Source organism: Qipengyuania huizhouensis (genome assembly GCF_019711635.1).
GTDB classification, from domain to species: Bacteria; Pseudomonadota; Alphaproteobacteria; order Sphingomonadales; family Sphingomonadaceae; genus Qipengyuania; species Qipengyuania huizhouensis.
This window is the reverse complement of the sequence record NZ_JAIGNT010000016.1, coordinates 28,298-54,711: the sequence shown is the minus strand read 5'-3', so window position 1 is coordinate 54,711 and position 26,414 is coordinate 28,298. Positions and strand designations below refer to the sequence as shown.

At 60.6% G+C, this 26,414-nt stretch carries 25 protein-coding genes; 7 read left to right on the top strand and 18 right to left on the bottom strand.

Annotated features, from left to right (window positions below):
- The first annotated feature begins 218 nt into the window (after positions 1-218).
- Positions 219-1,172, top strand: coding sequence for a hypothetical protein (locus tag K3180_RS12105; protein ID WP_221541203.1), 954 nt, complete (start codon positions 219-221; stop codon positions 1,170-1,172).
- Positions 1,173-1,219: 47 nt separating this feature from the next.
- Positions 1,220-2,317: a PA0069 family radical SAM protein gene (locus K3180_RS12100; RefSeq protein WP_221541202.1), complete on the top strand. Its 1,098-nt coding sequence runs from the start codon at positions 1,220-1,222 to the stop codon at positions 2,315-2,317.
- Positions 2,318-2,320: 3 nt separating this feature from the next.
- On the opposite strand, the gene K3180_RS12095 is transcribed toward K3180_RS12100, so the two are convergent.
- The 10 genes from K3180_RS12095 to K3180_RS12050 all read right to left on the bottom strand — a co-directional run bounded on the left by K3180_RS12095 (position 2,321) and on the right by K3180_RS12050 (position 11,899).
- A complete protein-coding gene (locus K3180_RS12095) occupies positions 2,321-2,605 on the bottom strand; it encodes a hypothetical protein (RefSeq protein WP_221541201.1) in 285 nt (94 codons plus the stop codon).
- A gap of 4 nt (positions 2,606-2,609) precedes the next feature.
- Positions 2,610-3,041 (bottom strand): DUF1330 domain-containing protein, encoded by a 432-nt coding sequence (locus K3180_RS12090; protein ID WP_221541210.1) that lies wholly within the window; start codon positions 3,039-3,041, stop codon positions 2,610-2,612.
- A 10-nt stretch (positions 3,042-3,051) separates the two neighbouring features.
- Positions 3,052-3,597 carry a pseudouridine synthase gene (locus K3180_RS12085; RefSeq protein WP_221541200.1) on the bottom strand — a complete coding sequence of 182 codons (546 nt, stop codon included), beginning with the start codon at positions 3,595-3,597 and terminating at the stop codon, positions 3,052-3,054.
- A 3-nt stretch (positions 3,598-3,600) separates the two neighbouring features.
- A complete protein-coding gene (locus K3180_RS12080; RefSeq protein WP_221541199.1) occupies positions 3,601-5,205 on the bottom strand; it encodes a long-chain fatty acid--CoA ligase in 1,605 nt (534 codons plus the stop codon).
- A gap of 44 nt (positions 5,206-5,249) precedes the next feature.
- A complete protein-coding gene (dnaE, locus tag K3180_RS12075; protein ID WP_221541209.1) occupies positions 5,250-8,723 on the bottom strand; it encodes a DNA polymerase III subunit alpha in 3,474 nt (1,157 codons plus the stop codon).
- A 75-nt stretch (positions 8,724-8,798) separates the two neighbouring features.
- Entirely contained in the window at positions 8,799-9,128 is a 330-nt protein-coding gene (locus tag K3180_RS12070; protein ID WP_221541198.1) for a hypothetical protein, read from the bottom strand.
- A gap of 6 nt (positions 9,129-9,134) precedes the next feature.
- Complete coding sequence (locus K3180_RS12065) at positions 9,135-9,614, bottom strand: glutathione peroxidase (RefSeq protein WP_221541197.1); 480 nt, start codon at positions 9,612-9,614, stop codon at positions 9,135-9,137.
- Between the two features lie 36 nt (positions 9,615-9,650).
- Positions 9,651-9,929, bottom strand: a complete 279-nt coding sequence (locus tag K3180_RS12060) for a hypothetical protein (RefSeq protein ID WP_221541196.1) — start codon at positions 9,927-9,929, stop codon at positions 9,651-9,653.
- Positions 9,930-9,978: 49 nt separating this feature from the next.
- On the bottom strand, positions 9,979-10,665 hold the full coding sequence (locus tag K3180_RS12055) for an ABC transporter ATP-binding protein (RefSeq protein ID WP_221541195.1): 687 nt from the start codon (positions 10,663-10,665) through the stop codon (positions 9,979-9,981).
- Entirely contained in the window at positions 10,658-11,899 is a 1,242-nt protein-coding gene (locus tag K3180_RS12050; RefSeq protein WP_221541194.1) for a lipoprotein-releasing ABC transporter permease subunit, read from the bottom strand. Before K3180_RS12050 ends, K3180_RS12055 begins: the two co-directional genes overlap by 8 nt.
- Before the next feature lie 167 nt (positions 11,900-12,066).
- On the opposite strand from K3180_RS12050, the gene purF reads away from it, so the two are divergent.
- From purF to K3180_RS12035, 3 genes are all read left to right on the top strand, one after another.
- A complete protein-coding gene (gene purF, locus K3180_RS12045; RefSeq protein ID WP_221541193.1) occupies positions 12,067-13,539 on the top strand; it encodes an amidophosphoribosyltransferase in 1,473 nt (490 codons plus the stop codon).
- A 1-nt stretch (position 13,540) separates the two neighbouring features.
- Entirely contained in the window at positions 13,541-14,248 is a 708-nt protein-coding gene (locus K3180_RS12040) for an SDR family NAD(P)-dependent oxidoreductase (protein WP_221541192.1), read from the top strand.
- 125 nt (positions 14,249-14,373) lie between these two features.
- The gene (locus tag K3180_RS12035; protein WP_221541191.1) at positions 14,374-14,721 is read left to right on the top strand and encodes a PilZ domain-containing protein; all 348 of its coding nucleotides are present in this window, start codon (positions 14,374-14,376) and stop codon (positions 14,719-14,721) included.
- A gap of 137 nt (positions 14,722-14,858) precedes the next feature.
- Here the strand turns inward: K3180_RS12035 and K3180_RS12030 are convergent, their stop codons facing one another.
- The 6 genes from K3180_RS12030 to K3180_RS12005 form a co-directional block, all read right to left on the bottom strand.
- Positions 14,859-16,058 (bottom strand): serine hydrolase, encoded by a 1,200-nt coding sequence (locus K3180_RS12030; protein ID WP_345719483.1) that lies wholly within the window; start codon positions 16,056-16,058, stop codon positions 14,859-14,861.
- The gene (locus tag K3180_RS12025) at positions 16,055-17,299 is read right to left on the bottom strand and encodes an SAM-dependent methyltransferase (protein ID WP_221541190.1); all 1,245 of its coding nucleotides are present in this window, start codon (positions 17,297-17,299) and stop codon (positions 16,055-16,057) included. The genes K3180_RS12030 and K3180_RS12025 overlap by 4 nt, the downstream gene beginning before the upstream one ends.
- Before the next feature lie 41 nt (positions 17,300-17,340).
- A complete protein-coding gene (locus tag K3180_RS12020) occupies positions 17,341-18,735 on the bottom strand; it encodes a cryptochrome/photolyase family protein (RefSeq protein WP_221541189.1) in 1,395 nt (464 codons plus the stop codon).
- A 117-nt stretch (positions 18,736-18,852) separates the two neighbouring features.
- Entirely contained in the window at positions 18,853-19,791 is a 939-nt protein-coding gene (locus K3180_RS12015) for a metal-dependent hydrolase (protein WP_221541188.1), read from the bottom strand.
- Between the two features lie 163 nt (positions 19,792-19,954).
- Positions 19,955-20,989: a 2-oxoacid:ferredoxin oxidoreductase subunit beta gene (locus K3180_RS12010; RefSeq protein WP_221541187.1), complete on the bottom strand. Its 1,035-nt coding sequence runs from the start codon at positions 20,987-20,989 to the stop codon at positions 19,955-19,957.
- 151 nt (positions 20,990-21,140) lie between these two features.
- Positions 21,141-23,078: a 2-oxoacid:acceptor oxidoreductase subunit alpha gene (locus K3180_RS12005; RefSeq protein WP_221541207.1), complete on the bottom strand. Its 1,938-nt coding sequence runs from the start codon at positions 23,076-23,078 to the stop codon at positions 21,141-21,143.
- 170 nt (positions 23,079-23,248) lie between these two features.
- Between K3180_RS12005 and K3180_RS12000 the strand changes: the two genes are divergently transcribed.
- Together K3180_RS12000 and K3180_RS11995 are read left to right on the top strand one after the other, a co-directional pair.
- A complete protein-coding gene (locus K3180_RS12000) occupies positions 23,249-24,199 on the top strand; it encodes an alpha/beta hydrolase (protein WP_221541186.1) in 951 nt (316 codons plus the stop codon).
- Positions 24,200-24,231: 32 nt separating this feature from the next.
- Entirely contained in the window at positions 24,232-24,669 is a 438-nt protein-coding gene (locus tag K3180_RS11995; protein ID WP_247710529.1) for an RNA pyrophosphohydrolase, read from the top strand.
- Between the two features lie 3 nt (positions 24,670-24,672).
- Here the strand turns inward: K3180_RS11995 and K3180_RS11990 are convergent, their stop codons facing one another.
- Complete coding sequence (locus K3180_RS11990; RefSeq protein WP_221541184.1) at positions 24,673-25,173, bottom strand: tetratricopeptide repeat protein; 501 nt, start codon at positions 25,171-25,173, stop codon at positions 24,673-24,675.
- A 58-nt stretch (positions 25,174-25,231) separates the two neighbouring features.
- Positions 25,232-26,413, bottom strand: coding sequence for an RsmB/NOP family class I SAM-dependent RNA methyltransferase (locus tag K3180_RS11985; protein WP_221541183.1), 1,182 nt, complete (start codon positions 26,411-26,413; stop codon positions 25,232-25,234).
- Position 26,414 lies beyond the last annotated feature (1 nt).

Sequence of the window (26,414 nt, the reverse complement as noted above, 5' to 3'; positions counted from 1 at the left end):
CGGACACATGGGCGCCTCAACAAGCTAAGCTCAGTTCAAATTATCCCTTGCCAACGGAGAGCCGTCCACACAGGCGTTGTAAGCGGAATGGCAGCTTTTTCGCTCCTTAAATCCAGAGCGGACACCCGGCGCGCTCCACAATCCACCTGTCCTACAGCGTCCCTCGTGCATAATAGCGCAGATTCGCCTTGTTTTCCCATATCATGGAGACGCGGATCATGACCGATAATGCCGAGCCCATCACCGAACTTCCCGCTCGTGGCTGGACGCCCGAGCGTAAGATGCTTTTCCTCGATCGCCTTGCGGTCAGCGGGAATGCCCGCGCAGCCTGCCGCCGTGTCGGTCTGTCAGCGGAATCCGCCTATCGCCAACGGCGCAAGGATCCGCTTTTCGTCCGCGCTTGGGCGGCGGCGGTACTGCTGGGCCGCGATGCCAGCCAGCAGGTGCTGGCCGACCGGGCGGTCGACGGGATCGAAGAGGACGTGTGGCATCGCGGCGAAGTGGTCGGTACGCGCCGCCGCTACGATAGCCGCCTGCTACTTGCGCATCTGGCCCGGCTGGACAATCTCGCCAGCGAGGAGGCAGCCGGGGACGCGGCAATCTTCGAGGATCTGCTGACCCGTATCGGCAGCGGCGACAGCGCCGAAGGCGTGCCCGATCGCACGCGCTACATCCAGCGGGAAGTTGATCGGGCCTCCAAAGCAGCACGCCGCACCCAGCTTACCGTGGAACTGGACGAGGAAGACGGCCACCCGGGCGAGACGATCGAGGTGCCCGAACGGGACATCGACCACTTTTTCGGCTCCGATGCCGAAGCTGTACGGGCCGATATGGAAGAGGCCGAGCAGGAAGCGGAAGAAGAGGCCCGCCGCGAGGCTGCGGAAAGATGGGACAGGCTGGAGCGGCTTCGGGACACTGCATTCGATCCGCCCTGCAAGAAACGCACCGATGCCGCATCAGGAAGCCCGGCCGAAGTAATGAAAACGCGTGTAGCATCGCCTCCCCGCAACACGGGTTCGCAGCGATCATTGAACCTAGCTTCTGCAGCTCCCTGGACAGTGTCAACTGTGTCAACTTCAGCCCTGACCCGCGCTATTGCGGGGCCGCCAGCGGGGTATTCCATGAACCCGCGATCTCCGTTCGATGCTCCGAGATCTGTGCCGCACCCATAGCAAGATTGGACTGGCGGAAATCATTTGTTCCGTTTATGTTCTCGGAAATGGAACGTCGCTTCGAACCAGCCATTCCCGGCCGCGGGGCCCAGAACGCCGACGTTCCGACGCGCTTCGGCCTCGCGACTCGGGAGGTGGATGGCGACTGGCGCGATCACATGGAATCCCTCGCCGCGATCGAGGGCGGTCCGCCCGTAAAACTCCGCACCCATGTGACGGAAGAGCATCCCAAGACGATCATCAGCTTCAACCAGTCGCCAGACATAGGTTTCGACCGTTCGATTAACGCCTATCGCGGCTGCGAGCACGGCTGCGTCTATTGCTTTGCCCGCCCTACCCACGCCTATCACGACCTGTCGCCCGGCCTCGATTTCGAGACACAGCTCTTCGCCAAGCCGAATGCTGCCGAATTGCTATGCGCCACGCTGGCAAAACGGAATTATCGGCCCAGGCCGATTGCGATGGGGACCAATACCGATCCCTATCAGCCGATAGAGCGGCAGTACCGCATCACGCGGCAGGTGCTGGAAGTCTGCCTTGATGCGCGCCATCCGGTGACGATCACCACCAAGTCCGACCGTGTGCTCGACGATCTGGACCTTCTTTCAGAGATGGCGCAGCGGCGGCTGGTGGCGGTTGCTATTTCGGTGACCAGCCTCGATCCGAAGCTGTCGGGAAAGCTCGAACCGCGTGCAGCTGCGCCAGCCAAGCGTCTCGCGGCATTGGAAAAACTCGTCGCGGCAGGCGTCCCGACCCATTGCTCGGTCGCGCCGGTGATCCCGGCGATCACCGACGAGTTCATGGAAGAAATCGTCGAGCGCGCCGCGGCCATCGGAGTGGGTAGCGTCGGCTGGATACCCCTGCGCCTGCCGCACGAAGTCGCTCCGCTGTTCCGCGATTGGCTCTCGGTCCACTATCCCGAGCGGGGCGACAAGGTGATGAGCATCGTCCGATCCATCCGCGGCGGCAAGGACAATGACCCGAACTTCTTCTCGCGCATGAAACCGACCGGCGTCTGGGCAGACCTGTTCCGCGCAAGGTTCCGCCTAGCCTGCAAGCGCGCGGGATTGGGCAAGGCAAAGTTCGAACTGGACTGCACCAAGTTCAGGCCGCCAGCGATGGGCGGGCAGTTGCGGTTGTTATGAAAATCAGAACGCGTCGCCCTCGTCATACAACGTGCTTCCTCGGCTAGGAGAGCGCCAATATTCCATAAAGCCAATCTCCCAACCCTCTTCAACGCGAAGATCGAAGTCGTTTCCACCCATGAAGACCGAAGAAATGCCCATGGTGAACTCCCTTCGCAATTTTTTGAGCAATCTCTGTCGCGCCCATTCCTTCGTGGTACCGAAAGCGCGACGAGTAGTGAAAAAGCCGCGCCGGTCCGCCCCTGCAGCCAGATCAATTCCTTCGACCCGAAACACGAAAAATTTCATCCGGTTAAAAACCCTCGCCCGCTGCACCCGGCTTGAACCGCACCAGCCTGCTGTCCGCCAACGCCGCCGTCCGGTTCACCACTGCTCTTTGATAATCTGGATCCTTGATCATCTCGAAGAATGCGCCCGCGTTGGGATATTGCGCAACGAAGCCATCGTGCCAGCGCATTTCTTCCGGGCCGGTCACCACCGTCTGGAACGCCCCGCGCCACACGATCTCGCCGCCAACGCGGCGGAAGATGGGGCCGCTGGTCTTGCCGTATTCCTCATAGGCCCGGCGACCGCTCCAGCCCTTGTCGGCGTGTTCGTGGCCCTCGGGATATTCCGCTTCGTCGCGGTAGAGGAGCAGGTTGAGCATGTGGATCGGTTCATCGCGAGGGAGGTCCTTGAATGCCTCGAAGTTCGCGCGGCTGGGGTCGATATAGGTCTTGGTCACTGCGTTCTCCTCAAACTTGAATCTCACGATATGTGCCCGGCGCAATGCCCTCCACGCTCCAATCGCCGATGCGCCACCGGATCAGTCGCAGCGTGGGCAGGCCCACCACGGCAGTCATGCGCCGGACCTGGCGATTGCGCCCCTCGGTGATCTCGAGTGCGATCCAGCTGTCGGGCACGGTCTTGCGATACCGCACCGGCGGTTCGCGGTCCCAGACAGGCGGCGGATCGATCCTTCTGGCTCGCGCAGGTGCGGTCAGACCATCCTTGAGTTCGACCCCGCTCGCCAGCCGCTGAAGCGCATCGTCATCCGCTTCGCCTTCTACCTGCACGAGATAGGTCTTCGCCATCTTGTAGCGCGGTTCGGCTATGCGCGATTGCAGGCGACCATCGTCGGTCAGGAGCAACAGACCTTCGCTGTCCTTGTCGAGCCTGCCGGCAGGATAGACATCCGGCACGTCGACCAGATGGGCCAGCGTGTCCTCTACCCCCTCCTGCCCCCCGGTGAACTGCGAGAGTACGCCATAGGGTTTGTTGAGCAGTATCAGCAGGCTCACGCCCTAACGCGCTTCAGGCAATTTGTAGTCGCTGAAGCGCTCACGCAGATCCTTCTTGCTGATCTTGCCGGTCGCGGTGTGGGGAATGTCGTCGACGAATTCGATCGCGTCGGGCAGCCACCACTTGGCGACCTTATCCGATAGAAATGCCACCACGCTGTCCGCGTCGCATTCGGCGCCTTCTTTCTTCACTACGAACAATACGGGCCGCTCGTCCCATTTCGGGTGCGGCATACCGACACAGGCTGCCTCGGCCACCGCCGGATGTCCCACGGCCGCATTTTCCAGCTCGACCGAGGAAATCCATTCGCCGCCGGACTTGATGACGTCCTTGGTGCGGTCAGTCAGCTGAAGGGTGCCGTCTGGGTGCAGGATGCCAACGTCCCCGGTGTTGAACCAGCCATCTTCGGTGACTGCATCTTCGTCTGCCTTGAAATAGCGCTTGATGATCCACGGACCACGGATCTGAAGCGCGCCAGAGGTCTCGCCATCCCGCGGCAATACCTTGGTGAAATCGTCCAGGTCGACAGTGCGCAGCTCGACGCCGAAAATCGGGCGTCCCTGCTTCATCGTCTTGGCGACTTTCTCGTCGAAACTGAGCTGGTCCCAATCCTGCGTTGGGCCGCCCACTGTGCCGATGGGGCTCGTCTCGGTCATGCCCCATGCGTGCTGGACGCGCGTGCCGTTCTTCATCAATCGCTCGATCATGAACTTGGGTGCCGCGGACCCGCCGATAGTCGCAGCCTTCAACGGAGGCAGGTCGATGCCTTCCTTGTCGCAATACTGGAAATGGGCGAGCCAGACCGTGGGCACGCCCGCGCTGTCGGTTACGCCTTCCTTGATCATCATTTCGTGCAGCACCGCAGGGTCGTTCACCGCACTGAAAACGAATTTGATCCCGGCCATCGCACCCGCATAAGGCAGGCCCCAGCTCGCCGCGTGGAACATCGGCACGACCGGCAGCATCACGCTGGCCGCGCTGAAATTGAATGCCGATGGCTGGAGGCCGGCCATCGCATGCATCAGCGTGCTGCGATGCTCATATTGCACGCCCTTGGGATTCCCGGTGGTGCCGCTGGTATAGCAGATCATGCACGGATCGCGCTCGTCGCCCTGCACCCACTCGAAGTTGCCGTCCTCGGAACCGATCCAGTCCTCGAAGGCGGTTGTCTGCTCGCCGCTGTCGAAACAGATATAGTGCTCTACCTGCGGCCAGCGATCACGCATCTTGTCGACTATCGGCTGGAACATCGCATCGTAAAGCACGACCCGGTCATCCGCGTGGTTGACGATATATTCGAGCTGATCCTCGAAAAGACGCGGATTCACGGTGTGCAGAACCCCGCCCATGCCCGCAACGCCGTACCAGCTGACGAGGTGACGCGAATGGTTCATCGCGATGCTGGCCACCTTGTCGCCCGGCTTGATCCCAAGCTTTTGAAGAGCCTGTGCCATTTTGAGCGCATCGCGGCGAATACCGGCCCAATCGGTGCGGGTTTCACTTCCATCCGCCCAGCGGGTCACGATCTCGCGATCTGGCGCCTCACGGGCCGCGTGATCGATCACATGCGTCACACGCATGTTCCAGTCCTGCATCGCTCCAAGCATTCCAGTCTCTCTCCTCGCTTGATACCCCTTTATGGGGCCACCCTTCAGGCGACGAGGCGAAGGTGCGTGCCGCCGCGCCGCTTGTCGAGCTGCACCTTGGCAAGGCCGGGAACGCTTGCCAAGCGCTCAGCAAGCTCTCCGTCCAGGGCGAATGTACGGCCCAGGCGCATCACCGGTTCATGATCCCCGCCAATCCGTAGCGTTACAGCGACTTCGTCATTGCCGGTTGAAAGTTCGGACAATTCACGCTGAAGAATTTCCACCGCAGCGATGTCGTTGATCTCGAGCGTCAAGATCATGGGTGTCGAACCTTTCACCTCCGCCAGCGGGGTACCCCCGCGCACGGTAATGCGGGGAGGTTCATCGGGACTGGACGAATCGAGCTCGACCTGAAGCAGCACGCAAGTCTGCTCCTCCGCCCATTTGAGGAAGCGCTCGACCATGCTTTCTTCAAAACAGGCCGCACTGAACTGGCCGGTCGAATCGGAGAAATCGGCGCGAATGAAGGGCTTGCCACGGCGGGTGGTGCCCTTGTTCACCTTTTCGACCATGGCCGCCATAACCGCATTGGAGCGACCACCGACGGGTGCTCCGCCTGCCATCAACGAGGCGTAGGTACGCGCTCCATTGGCCGAAGCGATGTCTTTCCACGCTGCGACCGGGTGGGCGGAGAAATAGAATCCGAAATTCTCGCGCTCTCTGGCCATTCGCTCGGCCCGTGGCCAGTCCTCGACCTCGCGAAGACGCAGAGTTTCGCCCTGGGCGGTTTCACCGCCAAACAGACCTGCCTGCCCGCTGCTGCGCTCGCGGTCGGCTGCATCGGCCACCGCCAACAACATATCCGCATTTGCGAAAACCTTCGCGCGGTTAGGCTCAAGACAGTCGAGTGCCCCGGAGCAGGCAAGCGCTTCGAGCTGGCGCGAATTCATCGAACCCTTCGGAATGCGTTCGAAAAGGTCCTGCAAGGTTTCGAACTTGCCGGAAGACTCACGCTCCGCAACGATCGTTTCCATGGCCCGCTCGCCCACGTTGCGAATGCCCGCGAGTGCATATCGTACCGCATACCCATCGTCGGTCTGTTCGACGGTGAATTCGGCTTCAGAGCGATTGATGCAGGGTGGCTCGACCGCAATCCCTTGCCGCCGCGCATCATCGACGAAGATCGTCAGCTTTTCCGATTGATGCATGTCGAAGCACATCGAAGCGGCAAAGAATTCTTCCGGATAGTGCGCTTTCAACCAGGCGGTCTGATAGGCGAGCAGAGCATAGGCGGCGGCGTGCGACTTGTTGAAGCCATACCCTGCGAATTTGTCGATCAAGTCGAACAATTCGTTGGCCTTGGCTTTCTCGATCCCGGAGACTTCCTTGCAGCCCGCGACGAAACGTTCGCGCTGCGCATCCATCTCGGACTGGACCTTCTTGCCCATCGCGCGGCGCAGCAGATCGGCGTCGCCCAGCGAATATCCGGCGAGGATCTGCGCGGCCTGCATCACCTGTTCCTGGTAGACGAAGATGCCGTAGGTTTCGGCAAGTATGCCTTCGAGTTTCTCATGCGGATACTCGATCGGGACCTCACCCGCCTTGCGCTTTCCGAACAGGGGTATGTTGTCCATCGGACCGGGGCGATAGAGCGAGACGAGCGCGATGATGTCGCCGAAATTGGTCGGCTTCACTGCCGTAAGAGTGCGCCGCATGCCCTCCGATTCCAGCTGGAACACGCCGACGGTGTTGCCTGCCTTCATCAGTTCGTAGACCGCCGGATCGTCCAGTTCGAGCTTCGAAAGATCGATCTCGATATCCCGTTTCTTGAGCAAGTCGGTCGCTTTCTTGAGCACCGACAGGGTTTTCAGGCCGAGAAAGTCGAATTTGACGAGGCCGCTGCTCTCGACATTCTTCATGTCGTATTGCGTGACCGGCATGTCCGAACGGGGATCGCGATAGAGCGGCACCAGCTGTTCCAACGGCCGGTCGCCGATCACAACGCCCGCCGCGTGAGTCGAGCTGTTGCGAGGGAAACCTTCAAGCTGCATCGCGAGATCGATCAGCCGCTTGACCTCGTTATCGTTATCGTACTCGGCCTTGAAATCGGCCGCGCCGTTGAGCGCGCGGGGCAGAGTCCACGGATCGGTCGGATGGTTTGGCACCATTTTGCATATCCGGTCGACATGTCCATAGCTCATCTGGAGGATGCGGCCGGTATCGCGCAGGACGGCACGTGCTTTCAGCTTTCCGAAGGTGATGATCTGCGCGACGTGATCGTGGCCGTATTTCGCCTGCACATAACGTATCACCTCTCCGCGGCGGGTTTCGCAGAAGTCGATATCGAAGTCCGGCATGGACACGCGTTCGGGATTGAGGAAGCGTTCGAAGAGCAGGCCCAGCTTGATCGGATCGAGGTCCGTGATGGTAAGCACCCAGGCAACGAGACTGCCTGCACCTGAACCACGGCCCGGGCCCACCGGAATGTCCTGATCCTTGGCCCATTTAATGAAGTCGGCGACGATCAGGAAGTACCCGGGAAAGCCCATCTGATTGATGATGCCGACCTCGTAATCGAGCCGGTCGAAATAGACCTTGCGCTCGTCCTCGGTCATCTCGCCATAAGGCTCGAGCCGCTTTTCAAGGCCTCGCCGGGCATCCTCCTCGAGCATTCGTGCCTCGCCCTCCATGTCACCTGCAAGGCTGGGCAGGATCGGATCCCGATAGGGCGGCGCATATGCGCAGCGCTGGGCAATCACGAGTGTATTGGCCGTGGCCTCCGGCAAATCTTCGAAGGCCTCTTCCATCATGTGAGCAGTTTTTACGTAGCTTTCGGGGTTCGATTTTGGCCGTTCGTCTGCATCGATGTGAGTCGAGTTTGCGATGCACAACATGGCGTCATGCGTCTTGTACATATGAGGCTCTGCGAAGTTCGCAGGATTGGTCGCGACGAGAGGGAGGTCACGCTCATAAGCGAGGTCGATCAGCGCCGCCTCGGCAGCTTCCTCAACCGGGTTTCCGCGCCGAGCAAGTTCGACATAGAGGCGCCCAGGGAATAGCGCCTGAAGCTTGCCGAGTATTGCGATCGCATGGCTCGTCTGACCTTCGGCGAGCAGCTTCGTCACCCCGCCCTCGCTGGCACCGGTAAGCGCGATCAGGCCTTCGGTTCGGCCCTCCAGATTTTCCATCCGGATATGGGGTTCGAATTCCAGCGGACGTTCGAGATGCGCTTTAGAAACGAGGTGGCAGAGATTGTCATATCCCGCTTCGCTTTGCGCATAGAGCGGAAGGTAATCGACCACCCGCCCTTCCTCGTCACGCGCCACTCCCAGAAGGGTGCCGGTGATCGGTTGAACGCCTTCGGCCTTGCAGGCATTGGCAAACATTACCGCGCCATAGAGGCCGTTACGGTCCGCCATGGCTATCGCGGGAAAGCCGCGCTCCTTGGCCAGCTTTGCCATCGCTTTCGGATCGATCGCCCCTTCGAGCATCGAATAGGCCGACAATACGCGAAGGGGGACAAAGGGCTTGTAGGGCATTCCGCCAAGGTAGGATTTCACGCGCCGAACTCAAAGCGCGCGAATCCGGTTATTCTCCACAACCGGTGGAGAAAATCACGGTTCGCGCACCGCCGCAATTTTGCGGCGTGTGTCGCGGATCGTCGACCATGCTCCATAAACGATCAGCACAGCGAGAAATATCCACACCCACAAAGGTATGTTACGTCCTACAACGGCCAGATAAAGGTAGGCGGACACAAAGAAAAACCCAGCAAGCATCGTGGGAAGAACGGTAGAGCGTCCCGCCCTTGCACGCTTCACCACCCACGCAATCGACGCGAGGAAGAACGGAATTGCACCCACGTAAATAGCCCCGAAGACAAACGGGTTCACGCCGTAGTGCTCGCCAAGCGAGAGGAACCACAGGTTGATTTCAGCAAGCATGGCTGTTCAGAGCAGCTTTTCGATATCCTTGGCGATGGCAGCCGGCGCATCGGCCGGACCATAGCGCTTCACGACGTTGCCTTCCCGGTCAATCAGGAACTTGGTGAAGTTCCATTTTATCGCCTTCGAACCCATCAAACCCGGCGCTTCGGCTTTCATCCAGTCAAACAGTGGGCTGGCATTCTCGCCGTTCACGTCGATCTTCTCCATCAACGGAAAAGTCAGGCCGAAGTTGACCTTGCAGAACTGCTCGATCTCGCTGGCATCCCCGGGCTCCTGATTGCCGAACTGGTCGCAGGGAAAGGCCAGAACTTCGAAGCTCTGGTCGGCATAGTCCTGATAAAGCTTCTCCAGACCCTCGTATTGGGGAGTAAAGCCGCATTTGCTCGCAGTATTGACGACCAGGAGCACGCTACCAAGCTTGCCGCTGAGATCGAGTTGCTCACCCTTGTTGGTTGCGACGGTAAAATCGCCAATCGTGGTCATCAGAATTCTGTCCTTGCAGCAGGGTCCGGACGATAATCAGGCCCCTGGAAAATCCTCACGTGCAGCCAACGACTCTATCTCGGTGCGAGTCAACTTATGGTCGCCAGCCTTCTGTATCACATACTTGTCTCGATCTTCCGCCGGATAGGCCATGAACTGGTCCACCATTTCAGCAAGAGTACCTCCGCGGAGGCCTTTGCCGCCGTCGAAAACTCCTTGTCCATCGTCCGCAAGATGAAGCTCGGCGCGGTCGTCCCACTGGACGCCCTGACGATGTGTGTCGTCGGCTTTGTAGGTGCTGGGATGGTCTGTCATGCAAATACTCCTTTGCATGAACAAACGGCCGAACCCCGCTTGGGGTCCGCTATTCCAGCACGCCTTCGTGCAAACGCACCACTCTGTCCATTCTTGCGGCAAGCCGCTCGTTATGCGTAGCTATCAGTGCGGCACTCCCCTCACCTCGTACAAGCGAAAGAAATTGTTCGAGTACGCGATCCGAAGTCGCTTCGTCGAGATTCCCCGTAGGTTCGTCTGCGAGCACAAGGTCAGGCCGGTTGGCAAGGCCGCGCGCAACCGCGACACGCTGTTGTTCGCCGCCGGAAAGCTGGCTGGGTCGATGATCGAGCCGATGCTCGAGCCCAAGGGCAGTGAGCAGCTCTTCCGCCCGCACTTCCGCATCCTTGCGCGATTTCCCCGCTACAAGCTGCGGTAGAACCACGTTCTCCCTCGCATCGAAATCGGGCAGCAAATGGTGAAACTGGTAGACGAAGCCGAGATGGTCGCGGCGCAAGGTCGTCCGCGCATTGGCATCGCTCTTTTCCGCAGAATGGCCGCCGATCAGGATTTCACCGCCAAATCCGCCTTCCAGCAGACCGACCGCCTGAAGCAAGGTAGATTTACCCGAGCCTGACGGGCCGAGCAGCGCTACGATCTCCCCCGGCATCACATCGAGATTCACTCCGCGCAGGACATCGATGCGCACGCCACCTTGCTCGAAGCTGCGAGTGAGACCGCGAAGTTCGACCACGGGGCGCATCTGACGATCATTCATAACGCAGGACCTGTACGGGATCGGTGCTCGCCGCTTTCAGCGCGGGATAAAGCGTCGCCAGAAAGCTCATGACGAGGGCAAGGCCGACAATCATCGCGATCTCGACCGGATCGGGTTTGGACGGAATTGTACTGAGGAAGCGTACCTGAGGATCCCACAAATCGGCGCCCGTGAGCCAGCTGATTCCTCCCACAATCTGCTCGCGGAAACCGAGCACCAGCGCGCCGAGGATCAGGCCTGCGATCGTGCCGATAGCCCCCACGGTAAAGCCGGTGGTCACGAAAATCTTCGTCAGGCTGCGGCGCGTAGCCCCCATGGTTCGCATAATCGCAATGTCGCGTGTCTTCGCACGAACCAGCATGACCAGGCTTGACAAGATATTGAAGGCCGCCACCAGGACCATGAAGCTCAAGGCAAAAGCCATTGCCGCCCGTTCGACCTGCAAGGCTTCGAACAGGGTCGAATTGATCGTTTTCCAGTCACGCACCACGGCCCGACCCGCCAATGCCTGCTCTACCGGAGCAAGAATCTCGCCAACTTCGTCCGGGTCGGTCACCTGGACCTCAATCATGCCGATCGTATCGCCGGTTAATAGCAGGGTCTGCGCATCCTGCATGGGCATCACCACGAAGGCGCCGTCGTAGTCGTAAACACCGACCTCGAAGATGGCCGCGACCTCGTAGCCCACCTGGCGCGGCACGGTTCCGAACGGTGTCGACCTGCCCTGAGGGTTGATGATCGTTATCGTGTCACCCACGCGAGCGCCGATATTCTCCGCGAGCCGGACGCCAATCGCAACCTTGCTGGCCCCCGACTGCAGCGCGCCCATATTGCCGCTAATGACCTTTTCGCCGAGTTCGCGAATGTCCTTCTGCGTGTTGCCGCGCAGGAGGATGGCCTCTACCCGGCCGTTGAACGTAGTCAGCAGTGGCTGTTCGATAAGCGGTGAAGCTTCCACGACGCCGGGTGTCTGTTCGACTTCCTGCAGAACCTGTTCCCAATCGTCGAGCCGGCCCCCGTATGCCTGGACGATGGCATGGCCGTTAAGCCCGACAATCTTGTCCAGCAATTCTGCGCGGAATCCGTTCATCACGCTCATCACGATCACCAGCATGGCGACCGAGAGCATGACCACGGTGATCGAGATCCCCGCGACCAGCGCGATAAATGCCTCGCTCCTGCCCGGCAGCAGGTAACGTTTGGCGATTGTCCGTTCGAATGGTGAAAGCAGCAAGGCGGCCCTAGATAATAGTTGTCCGTTGGCAAGCGCGTTTAGGCAGAGTTTCATGCAAGCGCAATGAACACGGTCGAGCGAGGCACATCCTCCCAACTCACTAGCCTTGTAATCGGGCCGTAACATCGCCATTGGAGCGGCATTCGAATGGCAGCGCGGACAGCACCATGATTTGCACCCACCCCTTCGTCGATGCGGATGGCGATAAGTTGCGCGAAGAGTGCGGCGTTTTCGGCGCGATCAACGCTGCCGATGCCACGGCTGTGACTGCGCTTGGCCTCCACGCCCTGCAGCATCGCGGCCAGGAAGCAGCCGGCATCGTCGCCTGGGATGGCGCCGAATTTCGCGTCAGACGCGGCCTTGGTCACGTAGCGGATAACTTCTCGTCGCACGAAGCGATTGCTGAACTCCCCGGTCACATGGCGGCGGGCCATGTCCGGTATTCCACCACCGGCGGATCGGGCTTGCGCAACGTGCAGCCGCTCTATGCCGATCTGGCAAGCGGTGGTTTTGCGGTCGCACATAATGGAAACATTTCGAACGCGGGCACCTTGCGCGAAGAGCTCGTTCAACGCGGTGCTATTTTCCAGTCGACGTCGGATACCGAAGTGATCATTCACCTTGTCGCGACATCGCGTTATCCGACCATGGTCGACCGTCTGGTGGATGCTTTGCGCCTGCTGGAAGGCGCCTATGCACTGGTCGTCATGACGCCCGAAGGCATGATCGCCTGCCGCGATCCGCTTGGGATCAGGCCGCTGGTGATGGGCAAAATGGGCGATGCAACGGTCTTTGCCAGCGAAAGCGTGGCCTTCGACGTGGTCGGAGCGGAAATGATCCGGGAAGTCGAACCTGGTGAACTGATCAAAGTGGATTTCGACGGCAACGTAGATTCGCTTCACCCGTTTGGATCGCACAAACCCCGGCCCTGCATCTTCGAGCATGTGTATTTCAGCCGACCCGACAGCTTCTTCGCGGGGCGAAGCGTCTATGAGGCTCGCAAGGCAATCGGCGCGGAACTCGCCAAGGAAAGTCCGGTCGAAGCAGACCTCGTCGTTCCTGTGCCGGATAGCGGCGTTCCGGCGGCCATTGGCTATGCTCAGGAAGCCGGCATCCCTTTCGAGCTTGGCATTATTCGCTCGCACTATGTCGGTCGTACCTTTATCCAGCCCTCGGACGGCGCCCGCCATGCTGGCGTGAAGCGTAAGCACAATGCCAATCGCAACCTCGTGGCAGGCAAGCGCATCGTACTGATCGACGACTCAATCGTTCGCGGCACGACATCGCTCCAGATCGTCGAGATGATGCGCGATGCCGGGGCGAAGGAAGTTCATTTCCGCGTCGCCAGCCCACCAACCGCGCACAGCTGCTTTTACGGCGTCGATACCCCGGAGCGGAGCAAGCTGCTCGCCGCGCGAATGGATGTCGAACCCATGCGCGAATTCATCAAGGCAGACAGCCTTGCATTCGTGTCGATCGACGGGCTTTATCGGGCCGTGGGCGAAAAGCCGCGCGTCAAGGAATGCCCGCAGTTCTGCGATGCGTGCTTCACAGGGGATTACCCAACGTCGTTGACCGATCTGGCCAAGCGCGAGGACAAGCAGCAACAGCTCGCTTTCCCGGTAGGCAAGGTCGCATAGCATGACCAAACCTCTTGAAGGAAAGCTCGCCCTCGTCACGGGTGCCAGCAATGGTATCGGCGCAGCGACGGCCATCGCGCTCGCAGAAGCGGGCGCGCATGTGATACTTACCGCACGCGATGTCCGCACTTTGGAGGCTGTCGAGGACCTTGTCCACAAAACCGGCGGCATGTCCACCATCGCACCAGTTGACCTTGCCGAAAGCGACGGCATCGCCCGGCTCGCCTCGGCGATCGCCAGTCGATGGGATAAGCTGGATTTCCTGATTATCTCAGCCGCATATCTGCCAACGCTTTCGCCTGTCACCCAGATCGACGGAAAACAGTTCAGTCAGGCGGTGACGACAAACCTGCTCGCAACGCAGGCGCTTCTGGCCAATTTCGATCCCTTGCTGAAGCGCGCTGAAGCGGCCCGCGTCATCGGCCTGACCAGCAGCGTCGGGAAAGAACCTCGCGCCTATTGGTCGGCCTACGGAGCGACCAAGGCCGCCTTCGACAATCTGCTCGACTCCTATGCGCAGGAGGTCGAGAAAATCGGCAATGTACGGGTGGCCACTCTCGATCCGGGCGCGACCCGGACGGCGATGCGCGCGAAAGCATACCCGGGCGAAGATCCGCAAACGGTAAAGCCGCCGGAAGAGGTTGCGGCCCGGATTGTCGACCTGTTGGTTAACGACTTCCCGACCCGGCACAGGGAGCGGGTGGGCTAGCGCGTTAACCCTACGCCATGACCATTCCTTAATCTCGCTCAGCGACACTCCGATAAATATAAATATCGCGCGCGCTTCATGTGCGCGTCTTCGGTACTCGAACTCAGGGCAAGGGATCGCCGCTCATGACCTACCAGACGCAAGATCGCTATACGATGGTCGCTCAGGAAGATCGCTGCGCGCCGCGGACCAAGCTGACCATTCCCGGCCAGCTTCGTGCCAGCGGAGGACGTGCCTTCCAGACCGTGGTGCATGATCTATCGATTTCGGGTTTCTCGGCGGCTGCGATCAACCGCATGCACGAAGGGCAGATGTGCTGGCTTACCCTCCCCGGACTGGAATCGCTTCAGGCACAGGTCGTATGGTGGGAAAACTGCATGGTCGGTTGCGCCTTCAACGAGCTGCTTTCGCCGATCGTGCACGACAATATCCTCGCCCGCTACAGCGGCCAGGGTGCCTACCGCCCCTACTGACTTTCACGGGCACGGCGAGAATGCCGACAAAATTGGCGGCGGCCTGAAGGGCCTGGCCTGAACCGTGTCCGGATGGATCGTCGTCGGTGGCGGTGTGCTGTGACAGTCACCGCCACCACTCGTATCGGGTGCCTGCCCTATTCAGCGTTTGACGAAATGAGGCTTACCAGTTCACGAAACTTCGCACGGTTATCCGAACTCGTCGCGGTAGGCCAGTTGCTGACTACCGCCACAACGATATTCCGGCTCGGCACGATTGTTATCGCCTGCCCGAAGATACCCTGAGCGCCGTAATTGCCGCCTGGAAAGGCCCACCATTGGTAGCCGTATCCGAAGCCGGGTGCCTGTGGCCCGAACTCCACCACCGGTGCGCCAGCCCTGTCAAACCAACCTTGCGGGACTACACCGTTTCCGCCTTCCAGCACGAATTGCCCGAACCGCGCATAATCGGATAGTCGCAGCGACAAGCAGCAACCGCCGATATTGCCGCCGGTGAGGTCCTGCATCCAGAACAGTGAACCTTCGAAGCCGGCAGGTGCGACGATCTTCTCCGCAGCATATGCAGCCAGCGACTTCCCCGTCGCCTCTTCCACGATAAGACCGAGCAGATTGGTTTCCAGTGTCTTGTAGACCCACTTCTCCCCTGCTGGAGCCTCTCGCTGCAACGTGCGTGCGTAGGTTACGGCCTGCGATTCACCTTCTACGGGTGTGACTGCCAGCATTTTGGCCACATCGCTGTCCGGGTCGGTATAATCCTCGTTCCACGCCACGCCCGAAGTCATTGCCGCAATCTGGCCAACGGTCACGCCCTCATACGCCGTACCTGCGAGTGCCGGGATCACATCGGTAACGGGCGTATCGAGGCTTTCGATATCTCCATCCTCGATAGCCGCACCAAGAAGTGTCGAAGTGAAGCTCTTGGCCACAGAGAAACTGGTCCATCGCTCTTCGGGCTGAAAACCGAGACCGTATTCCTCGAAGACGATTTCGCCATCCTTCAATACCATCAGCCCGGCTGCCGAAGTATCGGCGATGAACTGGCGGGCGCGGGCAACCGTGGCATTGTCGAGCGGGCTACCGGCAGGCAATTCACGCGGGGCCGGAGCAGGCGCAACCTCCAAACCGGGAAATAGCCCTTCCATATCCCGGAAGGCTGCGGAGCGGCGCTCGTCACTCCAGAAAAGGATAGAATCGGAGGGATCCAGGCTCGCAATCTCTGCAGGTGTCGATTGCGTCACCATTGGTACGGCAGTCGGCGCCGGAGGCACCTCGACGACATTCATGCAGCCGGTGAGTGCCAGTACCAAGCCGGAAGCCAGTATCGCTCGCATCTTCATTCTCCCTCCTTCACCAGGGTTACCTGGTGCACATTGATCCCACCGCCGCGAAAACCTCCTTCGCAGTACATGAGATAATAGCGCCACAAGTCGCAAAACCGGTTGTCGAAACCCGGCGGCAGGCGGCCTTCTTTCACAGCACGTTCGAAGCGTTGCCGCCACAGCCACAGCGTTCCGGCATAATCGAGTCCGAAATCGGTCTGGTCCTGCCAATGGAGGCCGCGTTCTTCGGCTAGGCGGCGGAATTCGCTGGTGCGGATCAGCAGACCGCCCGGAAAGATATAGGCCTGGATGAAGTCGGCGCTCTTGGCATAATCGTCGAACAATTCGTCGCGCATCGAGATATACTGGATCGCGGCACGTCCGCCCGCTTTGAGATTTCGCGCGATGCAATCCATATATGTCGGCCAGTATTCGCGGCCCAGCGCCTCGACCATCTCGACGCTGACGATCGCGTCATACTGGCCTGCGGTGTCGCGATAGTCCTGCTTGCGGAAGTCTATGTCGCTCGAATGATGCGCCCTCGCCCATGCCAATTGCTCTTCCGACAGGCTGATTGCCGTAACATGGCTACCCTGCCTCTGAAGGTAATCCGCAAGGGCACCCCAGCCGCAGCCGATTTCCAGAACCGTATCCACATCGCCGATCCGGTCGCGCAATGCGGCCCATTTGCTCCTTTGTGCAGCCTCAAGGTCCTCGCCTGAAACTGCCAGCGCCGAGGAATAGCTCATCGTCGGATCGAGCCATGCTTCGTAGAAATCGTTACCGAGGTCGTAATGCGCGGAGATATTCTTCTGAGCGCCCTTGTGGGTGTTGCGATTGACGAGATGCGCAAGTTTCAGCCCCTGACGAAAGGGACCCTTGGCACGCGCCGTATCCCCTAGACGCTCGGCATGCTGCATGAACAAGGCAAAGAGCGGCACCGGATCGGGACTCCACCACTCGCCCGCCTCCCATGCTTGATACCACCCGACAGAACCATTGCTCGCCAGACGGACGAGCGCGTTGTAGTTGCGCAGTTCGACGATGCATTCGAAGCCCGGCTCCCGGCCGCCAAGCACGCAGGGGTTTCCATCGGGCAAGGTGCCGTGGATCGTACCGCTGGTCAGTGCAGCATCGATTTTCCCAAGGATCTTGCGGAAACCGGGCGCGATCAGCCGTGCGAGCCAACCGGGCTTGCGCGCGAAGGGTTTCGAACCTTCGACGAGATCGCGTCCGCGCTGGCTGGCCTGCATGTCCATGCGGCGCGCTATGCCGCGCTGTGCGCGAGGCGACAAGTCCGCTACGGCTTACTTGCCCTATATGCTTCGAGCGCCCGTTCACGCGCTTCCCTGTGCCCGATCATCTTGGCCGGATATTCGCCGCGCTGCGCATCGGGCGGATCGTGAATGCAGTCGTCGTCCATGTCGGCAAGCTCGGGAACATAGGTGCGGATATAGTCCGCTGCGTCGAACTTCTCGCTCTGGCTTAGCGGAGCCATGATCCGGCTGAACATGTTGCTGTCGACCCCGGTGCCGGAAATCCATTGCCAGTTGACGCCGTTATTGCCGTAATCGGCGTCGACAAGGCAGTCCCAATACCACTGCTCGCCAAAGCGCCAGTCGATCAGGAGGTGCTTAACGAGAAAGCTGGCGCAGATCATCCGGACACGGTTGTGCATCCATCCCGTCTGCCAGAGCTGCCGCATCCCCGCATCGACGATCGGATAGCCGGTCGTTCCGCGTTGCCAACATTTCAGATCTTGCTCGATCAGATGTCCGGCATTCGGGTTACGCCACAAGGTCCGTTCATCGTAATCGCGGTAACTTTCACGCGGATAGTCTGGGAACTGGTCGATCACATTCTGCGCATAGTCGCGCCAGATAATTTCCTTGGCGAAGGTCTGCCAACCTTGCGAGCTCTTGTCCTTGAGCTTGTGCCATACTTGTGCGGGGCTGATTTCGCCCCAGTGAAGATGGGGTGACAGGCGCGAGGTGATGTCCTGTGACGGGAGATTGCGCCCCTCGTCGTAGTCCGCAACTTCGTCTGCCCACCATTGCAGACGCTCATGCGCAGCGGCCTCACCAAACTGCCAGAAGTCACGGATACCGCCTGCCCAATCCGGCTTGGTCGGGAGCAGGTTCCAGTCCGAAAGCTCATCGCTTTCGGGCCAGCTATCGGGCGAAGAGATCGTCTCCGGTTCGCCCAGGACTTCGCGGGGCGGCATCGCCTCCAGCATCGCCTTCGAAAAAGGGGTGTATATTTTGTAGGGATCTCCTGATCCCGTGGTCACCGAGCCGGGGGGCAGCAAGTAATTGCCGTCGTATAGGCACAGCTTGCGCGCATCGCCCAACGCATCCTTCAATTCGTCTTCGGCTTCCTTCCACCAGGGTTCGTAGTGGCGGATAGCATGGATGCGATCAGCCCCAACCTCGTGAGCAAGGGCTGCAAGCACCTGCGGCGCATCGCCTTTGCGCAATACGATCCGCGAACGGCGGCTGCCGAGCGAACTGCCGAGGCTGTCCAGCGAGTGGTGCAGCCATACCCGGGAAGCACCGCCATAGGCATGGTCGCCCGCACGCTCGTCATCGAGCACATAGACCGGGATGACGGGACCTGCTTTTGCGGCAGCATGTAGGGCGGGCTGGTCGGCCATGCGCAGATCGCGCCTCAGCCAGACGATCTGGGGAGAACTCAAACCAACCTCCGTTCGGGCTGAGCCTGTCGAAGCCCCGTCCTTCACTTCCCGCGCAGCACTCGAAGAAGAGCGGTCCTTCGACAGGCTCAGGACGAACGGGTTGTAGTCAAAACAGCATCACTCGACCGGAAGTTCCTCGCACTCCACATCGGGCAGCGCCACGGTGAAGCGGTCGCGGGCACGAGGGTCGTAAAAGCGCGCATCGCGGAGGAGGACCGAACCATCGGGTGCGCGCTCGGCGAAGGGAGTGCGGGACCAGAACAGGAAGGCGCGAGTATCAGCGTCGAATACGTCAACTTCCTTAGCGGTGGGGTTGTAGTAGCATGGCTGTCCGAGTTCTACTCTTTTGCTCTTGCCGGAAATTAAGGACCTCGACGAAATCCACCAAAGCCCTTCTTCACCGTCGATCATTTCACGAGACCAAAATGCAAGCGGTAAGGGCGAAGCGATTACTGAATCCGGGTGTTTATGATCGCGCTCGAACATGGCCGTGATGCCCGCATTCATGCCAATATACGCCAGCGACACCGCAATCGCCACGCGTGCTGGCCGCATCCACTCCCCGCCCCGCCTCTCCCGCCGCAGCGAGAACCAAGTCGCGAAGCCCATCAGCGCCCAGAGCCATACGTCGATGATGAACAGCGTGTCGCCGTAGAACCACTGGCTCGAGAACGGCTCGAGAAGGCGGATGCCGTAAACGTTAAGCCAGTCGAGCGCCGGATGGGTCAGGCAGCCGATGAAGCTCAGCAAGAACAGCCATTTGAAACTGACCGGAAGCCGGCCCTCGGGTCGCTTCCCGCGGCGCATCTGCCAGCGGTCGAAACCGTAGAGCAGACCCGCGAGTATCAGGGGCAAGAGCACCATTGCAGGCGGTCCGTGGGTAATACCGCGGCGAAAGCCGAGATGCTCAACCCCTTCCAGCCAGAAAAAGCATGCCGCATCCACATCGGGCAGGTTCGCCCCGATGATCAGCGCGGGCATGGCGAGCCCGGTGTTCTTCTTCAGTCCCGCCTGCCCGATCAGCGCGCCGACGAGGCTGTGGGTCAGATTGTCCACGAGGCCCGTCCTACAATCCGCCGAGACATGGACCGGGTGTTACACTGTCCAGTGCCCAAAAAATCGCACGGTGCAAAGCGGCGCAGAACTGCGGTCAGCGAAGGGAAAATCGGTCTCATCTGCCGTGGAATAGGCTGCGGCCCTTGCGTAGGAAAGCGTCGAACTAGACCGGATCCTGCGCGGTGCCGCTGACGGTCCATGTCTGCCCCTTGCCGAGCAGCTTGGCGAGATTGGCTTCCTTGCCTTCGCTGGCCATCTTGCGCTCCTGTATCACCGCATCCTCGAAGGTCGGGCGGGGATCGTCATAGAGCACGCCAAGCGCCATGGGGAACACACCGAAGGGCATCTCGATCAGCATGTGGGCCACCGAACGGTTGGTAACGTCGTGCACGATCACGCCCGCGCTTTCCCAATCACCATCGGTCACATCGACCACCTCCAGGCTCAGGCTATCGCGATTGAGCGCGATTCCCTTGCTATCACCGGCGAACAGCATGGGCTTGCCGTTTTCGAGCCAGAGCTGGCGATCCTCCGCACCTTTCGGTGCAGCAAAATCGTCGAACACGTCCTTGTTATAGACGATGCAGTTCTGGAAGATTTCGATGAAGGCCGCACCCTTGTGGGCATGGGCGGCCTTGAGAACGTCGGGCAAATGCTTCGACACGTCGAAGCCGCGCCCGATGAAGCGCGCACCGCTGCCCAGCGCAAAAGCGGCGGGCCGTGCAGGATGGTCGTAGCTGCCGATGGGCGTCGACGGGGACTTGGTGCCCTCACGACTGGTCGGCGACGCTTGTCCCTTCGTGAGACCATAGATCTCGTTGTTGAACAGCATGATCTGCATGTTCACGTTGCGGCGCAGCACATGCATCAGATGGTTGCCGCCGATGGAGAGGCCATCGCCGTCCCCGGTCACCAACCAGATGTCCAGTTCCGGATTGGCGAGCTTCACACCGGTCGCAAAGGCAGGTGCACGGCCGTGGATCGTGTGGAAGCCGTAACTCTCGATGTAGTACGGGAACCGGCTCGAACAGCCGATGCCAGAAATGAACACGGTCTTCGCCGGGTCTGAACCAAGCTGAGGCAGCGTGCGCTGCACGGCCTTAAGGATCGCGTAGTCGCCGCATCCCGGGCACCAGCGAACCTCCTGGTCGGTTTCCCAGTCCTTGAGCGTGGTTTCGATCTTGGTCATTTCATTCATGGTGCGATCTCCTCAACCCGTTCGGGCTGAGCTTGTCGGAAGCGTAGCTGGCGCGAACCGCCAACCCCCGCACTTTCTCTCGAGTGCAGCGCCAAAAGTGAAATACGGCCCTTCGACAAGCTCAGGGCGAACGGATGAGGAGTAAGCGTTATCACTTTGCACCCCCATCGGTACTCGGAAGCTGCTGGTCGTTAGCAGGAACCTGCCCACCCTCGTTGCCAGCGATACCGTCAAAGAACTTGCCGATTTCCTCTTCCAACTCCGCGATCTGGAAAGGCTGGCCGCTGGTCTTGGTGAGCGGCTGAGCGTCGACGAGGAACTGGTCGCGCAGCACTGTCTTGAACTGTCCGGTGTTCATCTCCGGCACCAGCACATAGTCGTAACCGCGCAGCAGTTCGCCCATGTTCTTCGGCATCGGCCAGATATGGCGCACGTGAATCTGGCTGACATCCATGCCCTTGCGGCGGCAATTGTCGACCGCGCGGTGGATCGGACCATAGGTCGAACCCCAGCCAACCACGGCGAGCTTGCCCGAAGTCTCGCCAAGGCAGACTTCCTGATCGGGCACGACAATGCCCTCCACCTTGTTCTTGCGCGCATTGGTCATGCGCTGGTGGTTGTCGGGCGAATAATCGATATTGCCGGTGAGCTCGTGCTTCTCGATCCCGCCGATGCGGTGCATCATTCCCGGCGTTCCGGGTTTTACCCAAGGCCGCGCGCCTTTTTCGTCCCGCTTGTATGGCAGGAAGTTCTCGCCATCGTTGGGCACTTCGAGAAACTTGGCAGGAAACGGCTCGAAATCGTCCGGATCGGGCACCTTCCACGGTTCGGCCGCATTGGCGATATAGCCATCGGTCAGCAGCATCACCGGAGTCATGTATTGCGTGGCGATACGGCAAGCCTCGATGGCGACCTCGAAAGCGTCCGAGGGGCTACGTGCAGCGATCACCGGCATGGGCGCATCGCCGTTGCGGCCATAAACCGCCTGGTAAAGGTCGCTCTGCTCGGTCTTGGTCGGCAGGCCGGTGGACGGGCCGCCGCGCTGCGAATTGACGATCACCAGCGGCAGCTCGGTCATGATGGCAAGCCCCATGGCCTCTGTCTTGAGCGCGATACCTGGGCCGGACGAGCTGGTAATACCCAGCTGCCCAGCGTAGCTAGCACCGATGGCGGCGCAGATCGCGGCGATCTCGTCTTCCGCCTGGAAAGTGGTGACGCCGAATTCCTTGAGCCGCGCGAGGTGGTGGAGGATCGCGCTGGCAGGCGTGATCGGATAGCCGCCGAAGAACATCGGCAGCTCCGCCAGTTGCGCCCCGGCGACGAGACCGAGGCTGACAGCCTCCGCTCCCGTGACCGTGCGGTAAAGACCCGGTTCGCTTGGCACCGGATCGACATGGACCTGCTTCAGCGGCCCGGCGAGTTCCGCCGTTTCGCCATAGGCATGGCCCGCATCGAGCGCCGCGATATTTGCATCGGCAATATCGGGCTTCGACCTGAACTTGGCCTTCAGCCAGTCGTGGATCGGTTCGCGCGGACGATCGAACATCCACAGCGCAAGGCCCAGCGTCCACATGTTCTTGGACCGGAGCGCGTCTTTGTTGCCGAGGCCGTAGGGCTTGACCGCCTCGATCGTCTTCTCGCTGATATCGAAGGCGAGCACATCGAACTTGGCGAGGCTGCCATCCTCCAGCGGGTTGGCATCGTAATGCGCCTTGTCGAGGTTGCGCTTGGTGAAGGCGCCCGTGTCCGCGATGATGAGGCCGCCCGGCTTCAACGCGGCAAGGTTCACCTTGAGCGCAGCCGGGTTCATCGCCACCAGCACATCGGGCGCATCGCCGGCCGTGTTGATCTCGCGGCTGCCAAAATTGATCTGGAAGGCCGAAACGCCGAACAAAGTCCCCTGCGGCGCACGAATTTCCGCAGGGAAATCCGGGAAGGTCGCCAGATCGTTGCCCGCGAGTGCGGTGGAGAGCGTGAACTGCCCCCCGGTGAGCTGCATACCGTCGCCCGAGTCGCCGGCAAACCGCACGACGATGGCTTCTGGGCTGGCGGGAATGCCGTCCTGCGGCGTGGTGGAGGCTGTTGCCATCCGGTCAAATTCCTTGTCGCGCGCCGCGCAATGGCGCTGTTTCATCGGAATGGCGACCTAGGAGTCGCTCCATCCTCTCGCAATGAAGTTTCTCTGCTAGCCGGAAAAAGCGCAGTGGAAAAGCGATGCGAACACGCTAAGTCCCTTTTTGCAACGCAAGGGAGAGAACGATGACCGATACCGAATATTTCGTGCGCGACGATGTGCGCAATTTTCTCGACATGCTCGAACAGATGGGCGGCAAAGGTGTAGAGGAAGTCGGTGCGGTCGAAGGTCGCATGCAAATGAGAACGCTGGGGACGCTTGCGGAGGCGCCTCCACGCGATCTGCCGGTCAAGAAGGATCTGACCTGCCCCGGTCCCGCAGGCGAGATTCCGCTGCGGCTCTATGACACGAAGGAAAACCGCGAGGCCGGCCCGTGCGTCGTCTTCATCCACGGCGGCGGTTTCGTGATCGGCGATATCGAAGTTTACAATTCGCTGTGCACCGAGATTGCGCATCGGCTCGACCTTCCGGTGGTCTCGGTCGAATACCGACTTGCACCCGAACACCCCTTCCCCGCCGCGCCCGACGATTGCGAGGCCGCGGCGCGCTGGATTGCATCCTCGCCCGAAGCGCTGGGACGCGAAATTACAGGGCTTGTCATCACCGGAGATAGCGCTGGCGGCAATCTCACCATCGTGACGACCAATCAGCTCGTGAACAAGCCCGCCGACGTGCCGGTGATCGTGCAGGCGCCGATCTATCCGGTCGCCAGCGATGTGACGCAGCATTCCAGCTTCCGCAGCTTTGCCGAGGGTTTTCTTCTGACTGCGGCGAGCATGGCCTGGTTCACCGACCAGTATGCGGGCGATGCCAGCGATCCGCGCCACACGCCTATGGTTGGCGATTGCTCGAACACCCCGCCAACAGTGGTATGCACCGCCGGGCTCGATCCCTTGCGTGATTCCGGCCGCGAGTATGCTGCCCATCTCATCCAGCAGGGCACCGAGGTGGTCTATCTGGAATTTCCCGGGATCATTCACGGCTTTACGACGCTTAGGAAGGCGATGCCAAGCGGGCAAAAGGATCTCGACGCCTTTCTCGATGCGGTCGAACTCATGGTGGAGCGTTACAGGTGAATGAATTGGGATACCGGCCCTGTGTCGGTGTGATGCTGGTCAATGCCGAAGGGCGCGTCTTCGTCGGTCGGCGGATCGACAACAAGGAAGGCGACTGGTGGCAGATGCCCCAGGGCGGCGTCGATGAGGGCGAAGACCTGAAAGAAGCCGCCTTGCGCGAACTGGCCGAGGAAACGGGTGCGAAGGCAGAACACGTCACTCTCATCCAGCAGTCGAATGAGCCGATCCGTTACGATTTACCCGAAGAACTGATGGGCAAGCTATGGGGCGGCAAGTACCGCGGGCAGGAGCAAATCTGGTTCCTCGCGCGCTTTTCCGGCGCAGACGAGGATATCGATCTCGAGGCGCACGATCCGCCCGAGTTCTGCGACTGGAAATGGGTGAACCCGGAGCAGTTGCCGGACCTCATCGTTCCCTTCAAGAAACGCGTTTATCGCGCTGTTCTTGAAGAGTTTCGCGAGCTCGTCTGAACTTCAGTTCGCTTGTGGCTGCGGCTCGACACTCGCCTCGGCGGTCATCACCGGCTTGTGCGGGGCTGCTGCAATAGCTGCGGCCAGTTCGCGTGTTTCAGGGCAGCTATCGCCGCAAAGCGACTGAACCTTGGCGAGGTTGAGGCGAGCCCTTTCGATCGCGCCCTTCTCTGCCAGCGCCTCTCCCTCGCCAGCAATCGCGGAAAGGTTGTTGGGATCGCGTTCCAGTGCCTCGCGGTAATAGCGGATAGCCTTCCCCTGGAGTTCGTCGGCGCGCGCAGCTTCGGCCAGATGGAGGAAGATCGGCGTGTAACCCGGGTCCACAGCGAGCGCGGCCTCATAGGCATCGATTGCGGCCTGTGTATCTCCGGCGCGCATGGCCGCCTGCCCTTCGGCGATCAGCATGCCCGCGCGGGGGTCGGGATCGCGTTCCTGGCCCACACTAACGCTGGAAGTCATGACAAGCGCCAGCGACAAGGCGGCGGCGGCGGGGGCAAAACGCATTATGGTCTCCGTGAGGGAACGTGTCGCGGAAGGCTGGATGTTAGCCATAATCCCGAAGCTAACACGATCTGGCTGCACGAGCGATGAAAAATCCGTCCGTACCCTCATGATACGGAGTGAGACGAATGCCGTTCCCGCGTTTACGGCCGGCTGGCAGGGAAATGTCCTGCGCAGAGAATGCCTTATTCCTGCCAAGGAAGGATTCGAATTGCCCCGCTCCTTCCTCGTCCAGGAGCGAGCAGGTGACGTAAATCAGCCTTCCGCCGGGCTTCACGAGCCTTGCCGCGAGGTCAAACAAGTCTGACTGCAGAGCCGTCAACCTGGCCAGTTCGCCTTCGTCCAATCGCCAGCGGGCCTCTGGATTACGCCGCCATGTCCCCGTCCCCGAACAGGGGGCATCGACCATGACCGCATCGGCCTGCCCCTCAAGATCTGCCAATATCTCGAATTCCCGCTTCGGGTCGAGCAAGCGCGTCTCGATGCTCGTCGCACCAGCTCGCTCGGCGCGCGGGCCAAGGCGGGAGAGGCGGCTGCGGTCGGTATCCGAAGCTATCAGCCGCCCGAGATTGTCCATCGCCGCCGCCAATGCGAGGGTTTTGCCCCCTCCCCCGGCGCACAGATCGATTACCGTCTCGCCAGGCTGCGCGGCGACCGCGAGGCAGGCCAGCTGGGAGCCGGTATCCTGGACTTCCACTTTGCCTTCACGCCATTCGGCCCATTGCTCGACCTGTGTGCCCGGCTCCAGCCTCAATCCGTGCGGCGCAGCGGTATGAGCCGGTTCTACAGGCAGTGAAAGAGTGGCGCGTTGGGCCTTGAGCGTATTGACGCGGAGGTCCAGAGGCGCGCGGCTCAAGAGGGCGTCAGCTTCGGGACATGTGATGTCCGAACTGGCAAGCTTCTGCACGAGCCAATCGGGAGCGACGCCGCCTTCAGCAGGCTCCTCGCCTTCCGCGATCCGGGCGGGTCCATAGTTGGAACCATCGAACAATGGCGCGATATTCGCGTCTGCCTGAGCCAACCGCAGCATGGCACTCCGCCCGGTCCGAGGGATGGGACCGCACGCACGAATGGCTGCGTAAACCAGTTCGCGGATTGCGCGGCGATCCTTCGAACCCGCGAAGCGATTGTTGCGAAACCACTCGGCGAGGATGCGATCGGCAGGCGCGCCTTTCGCCAATGCCGAGGCGATTATCGCATCGAGCAGTTCGATCGATGTCTGGACGCGCGCGGCGGGCGTCATG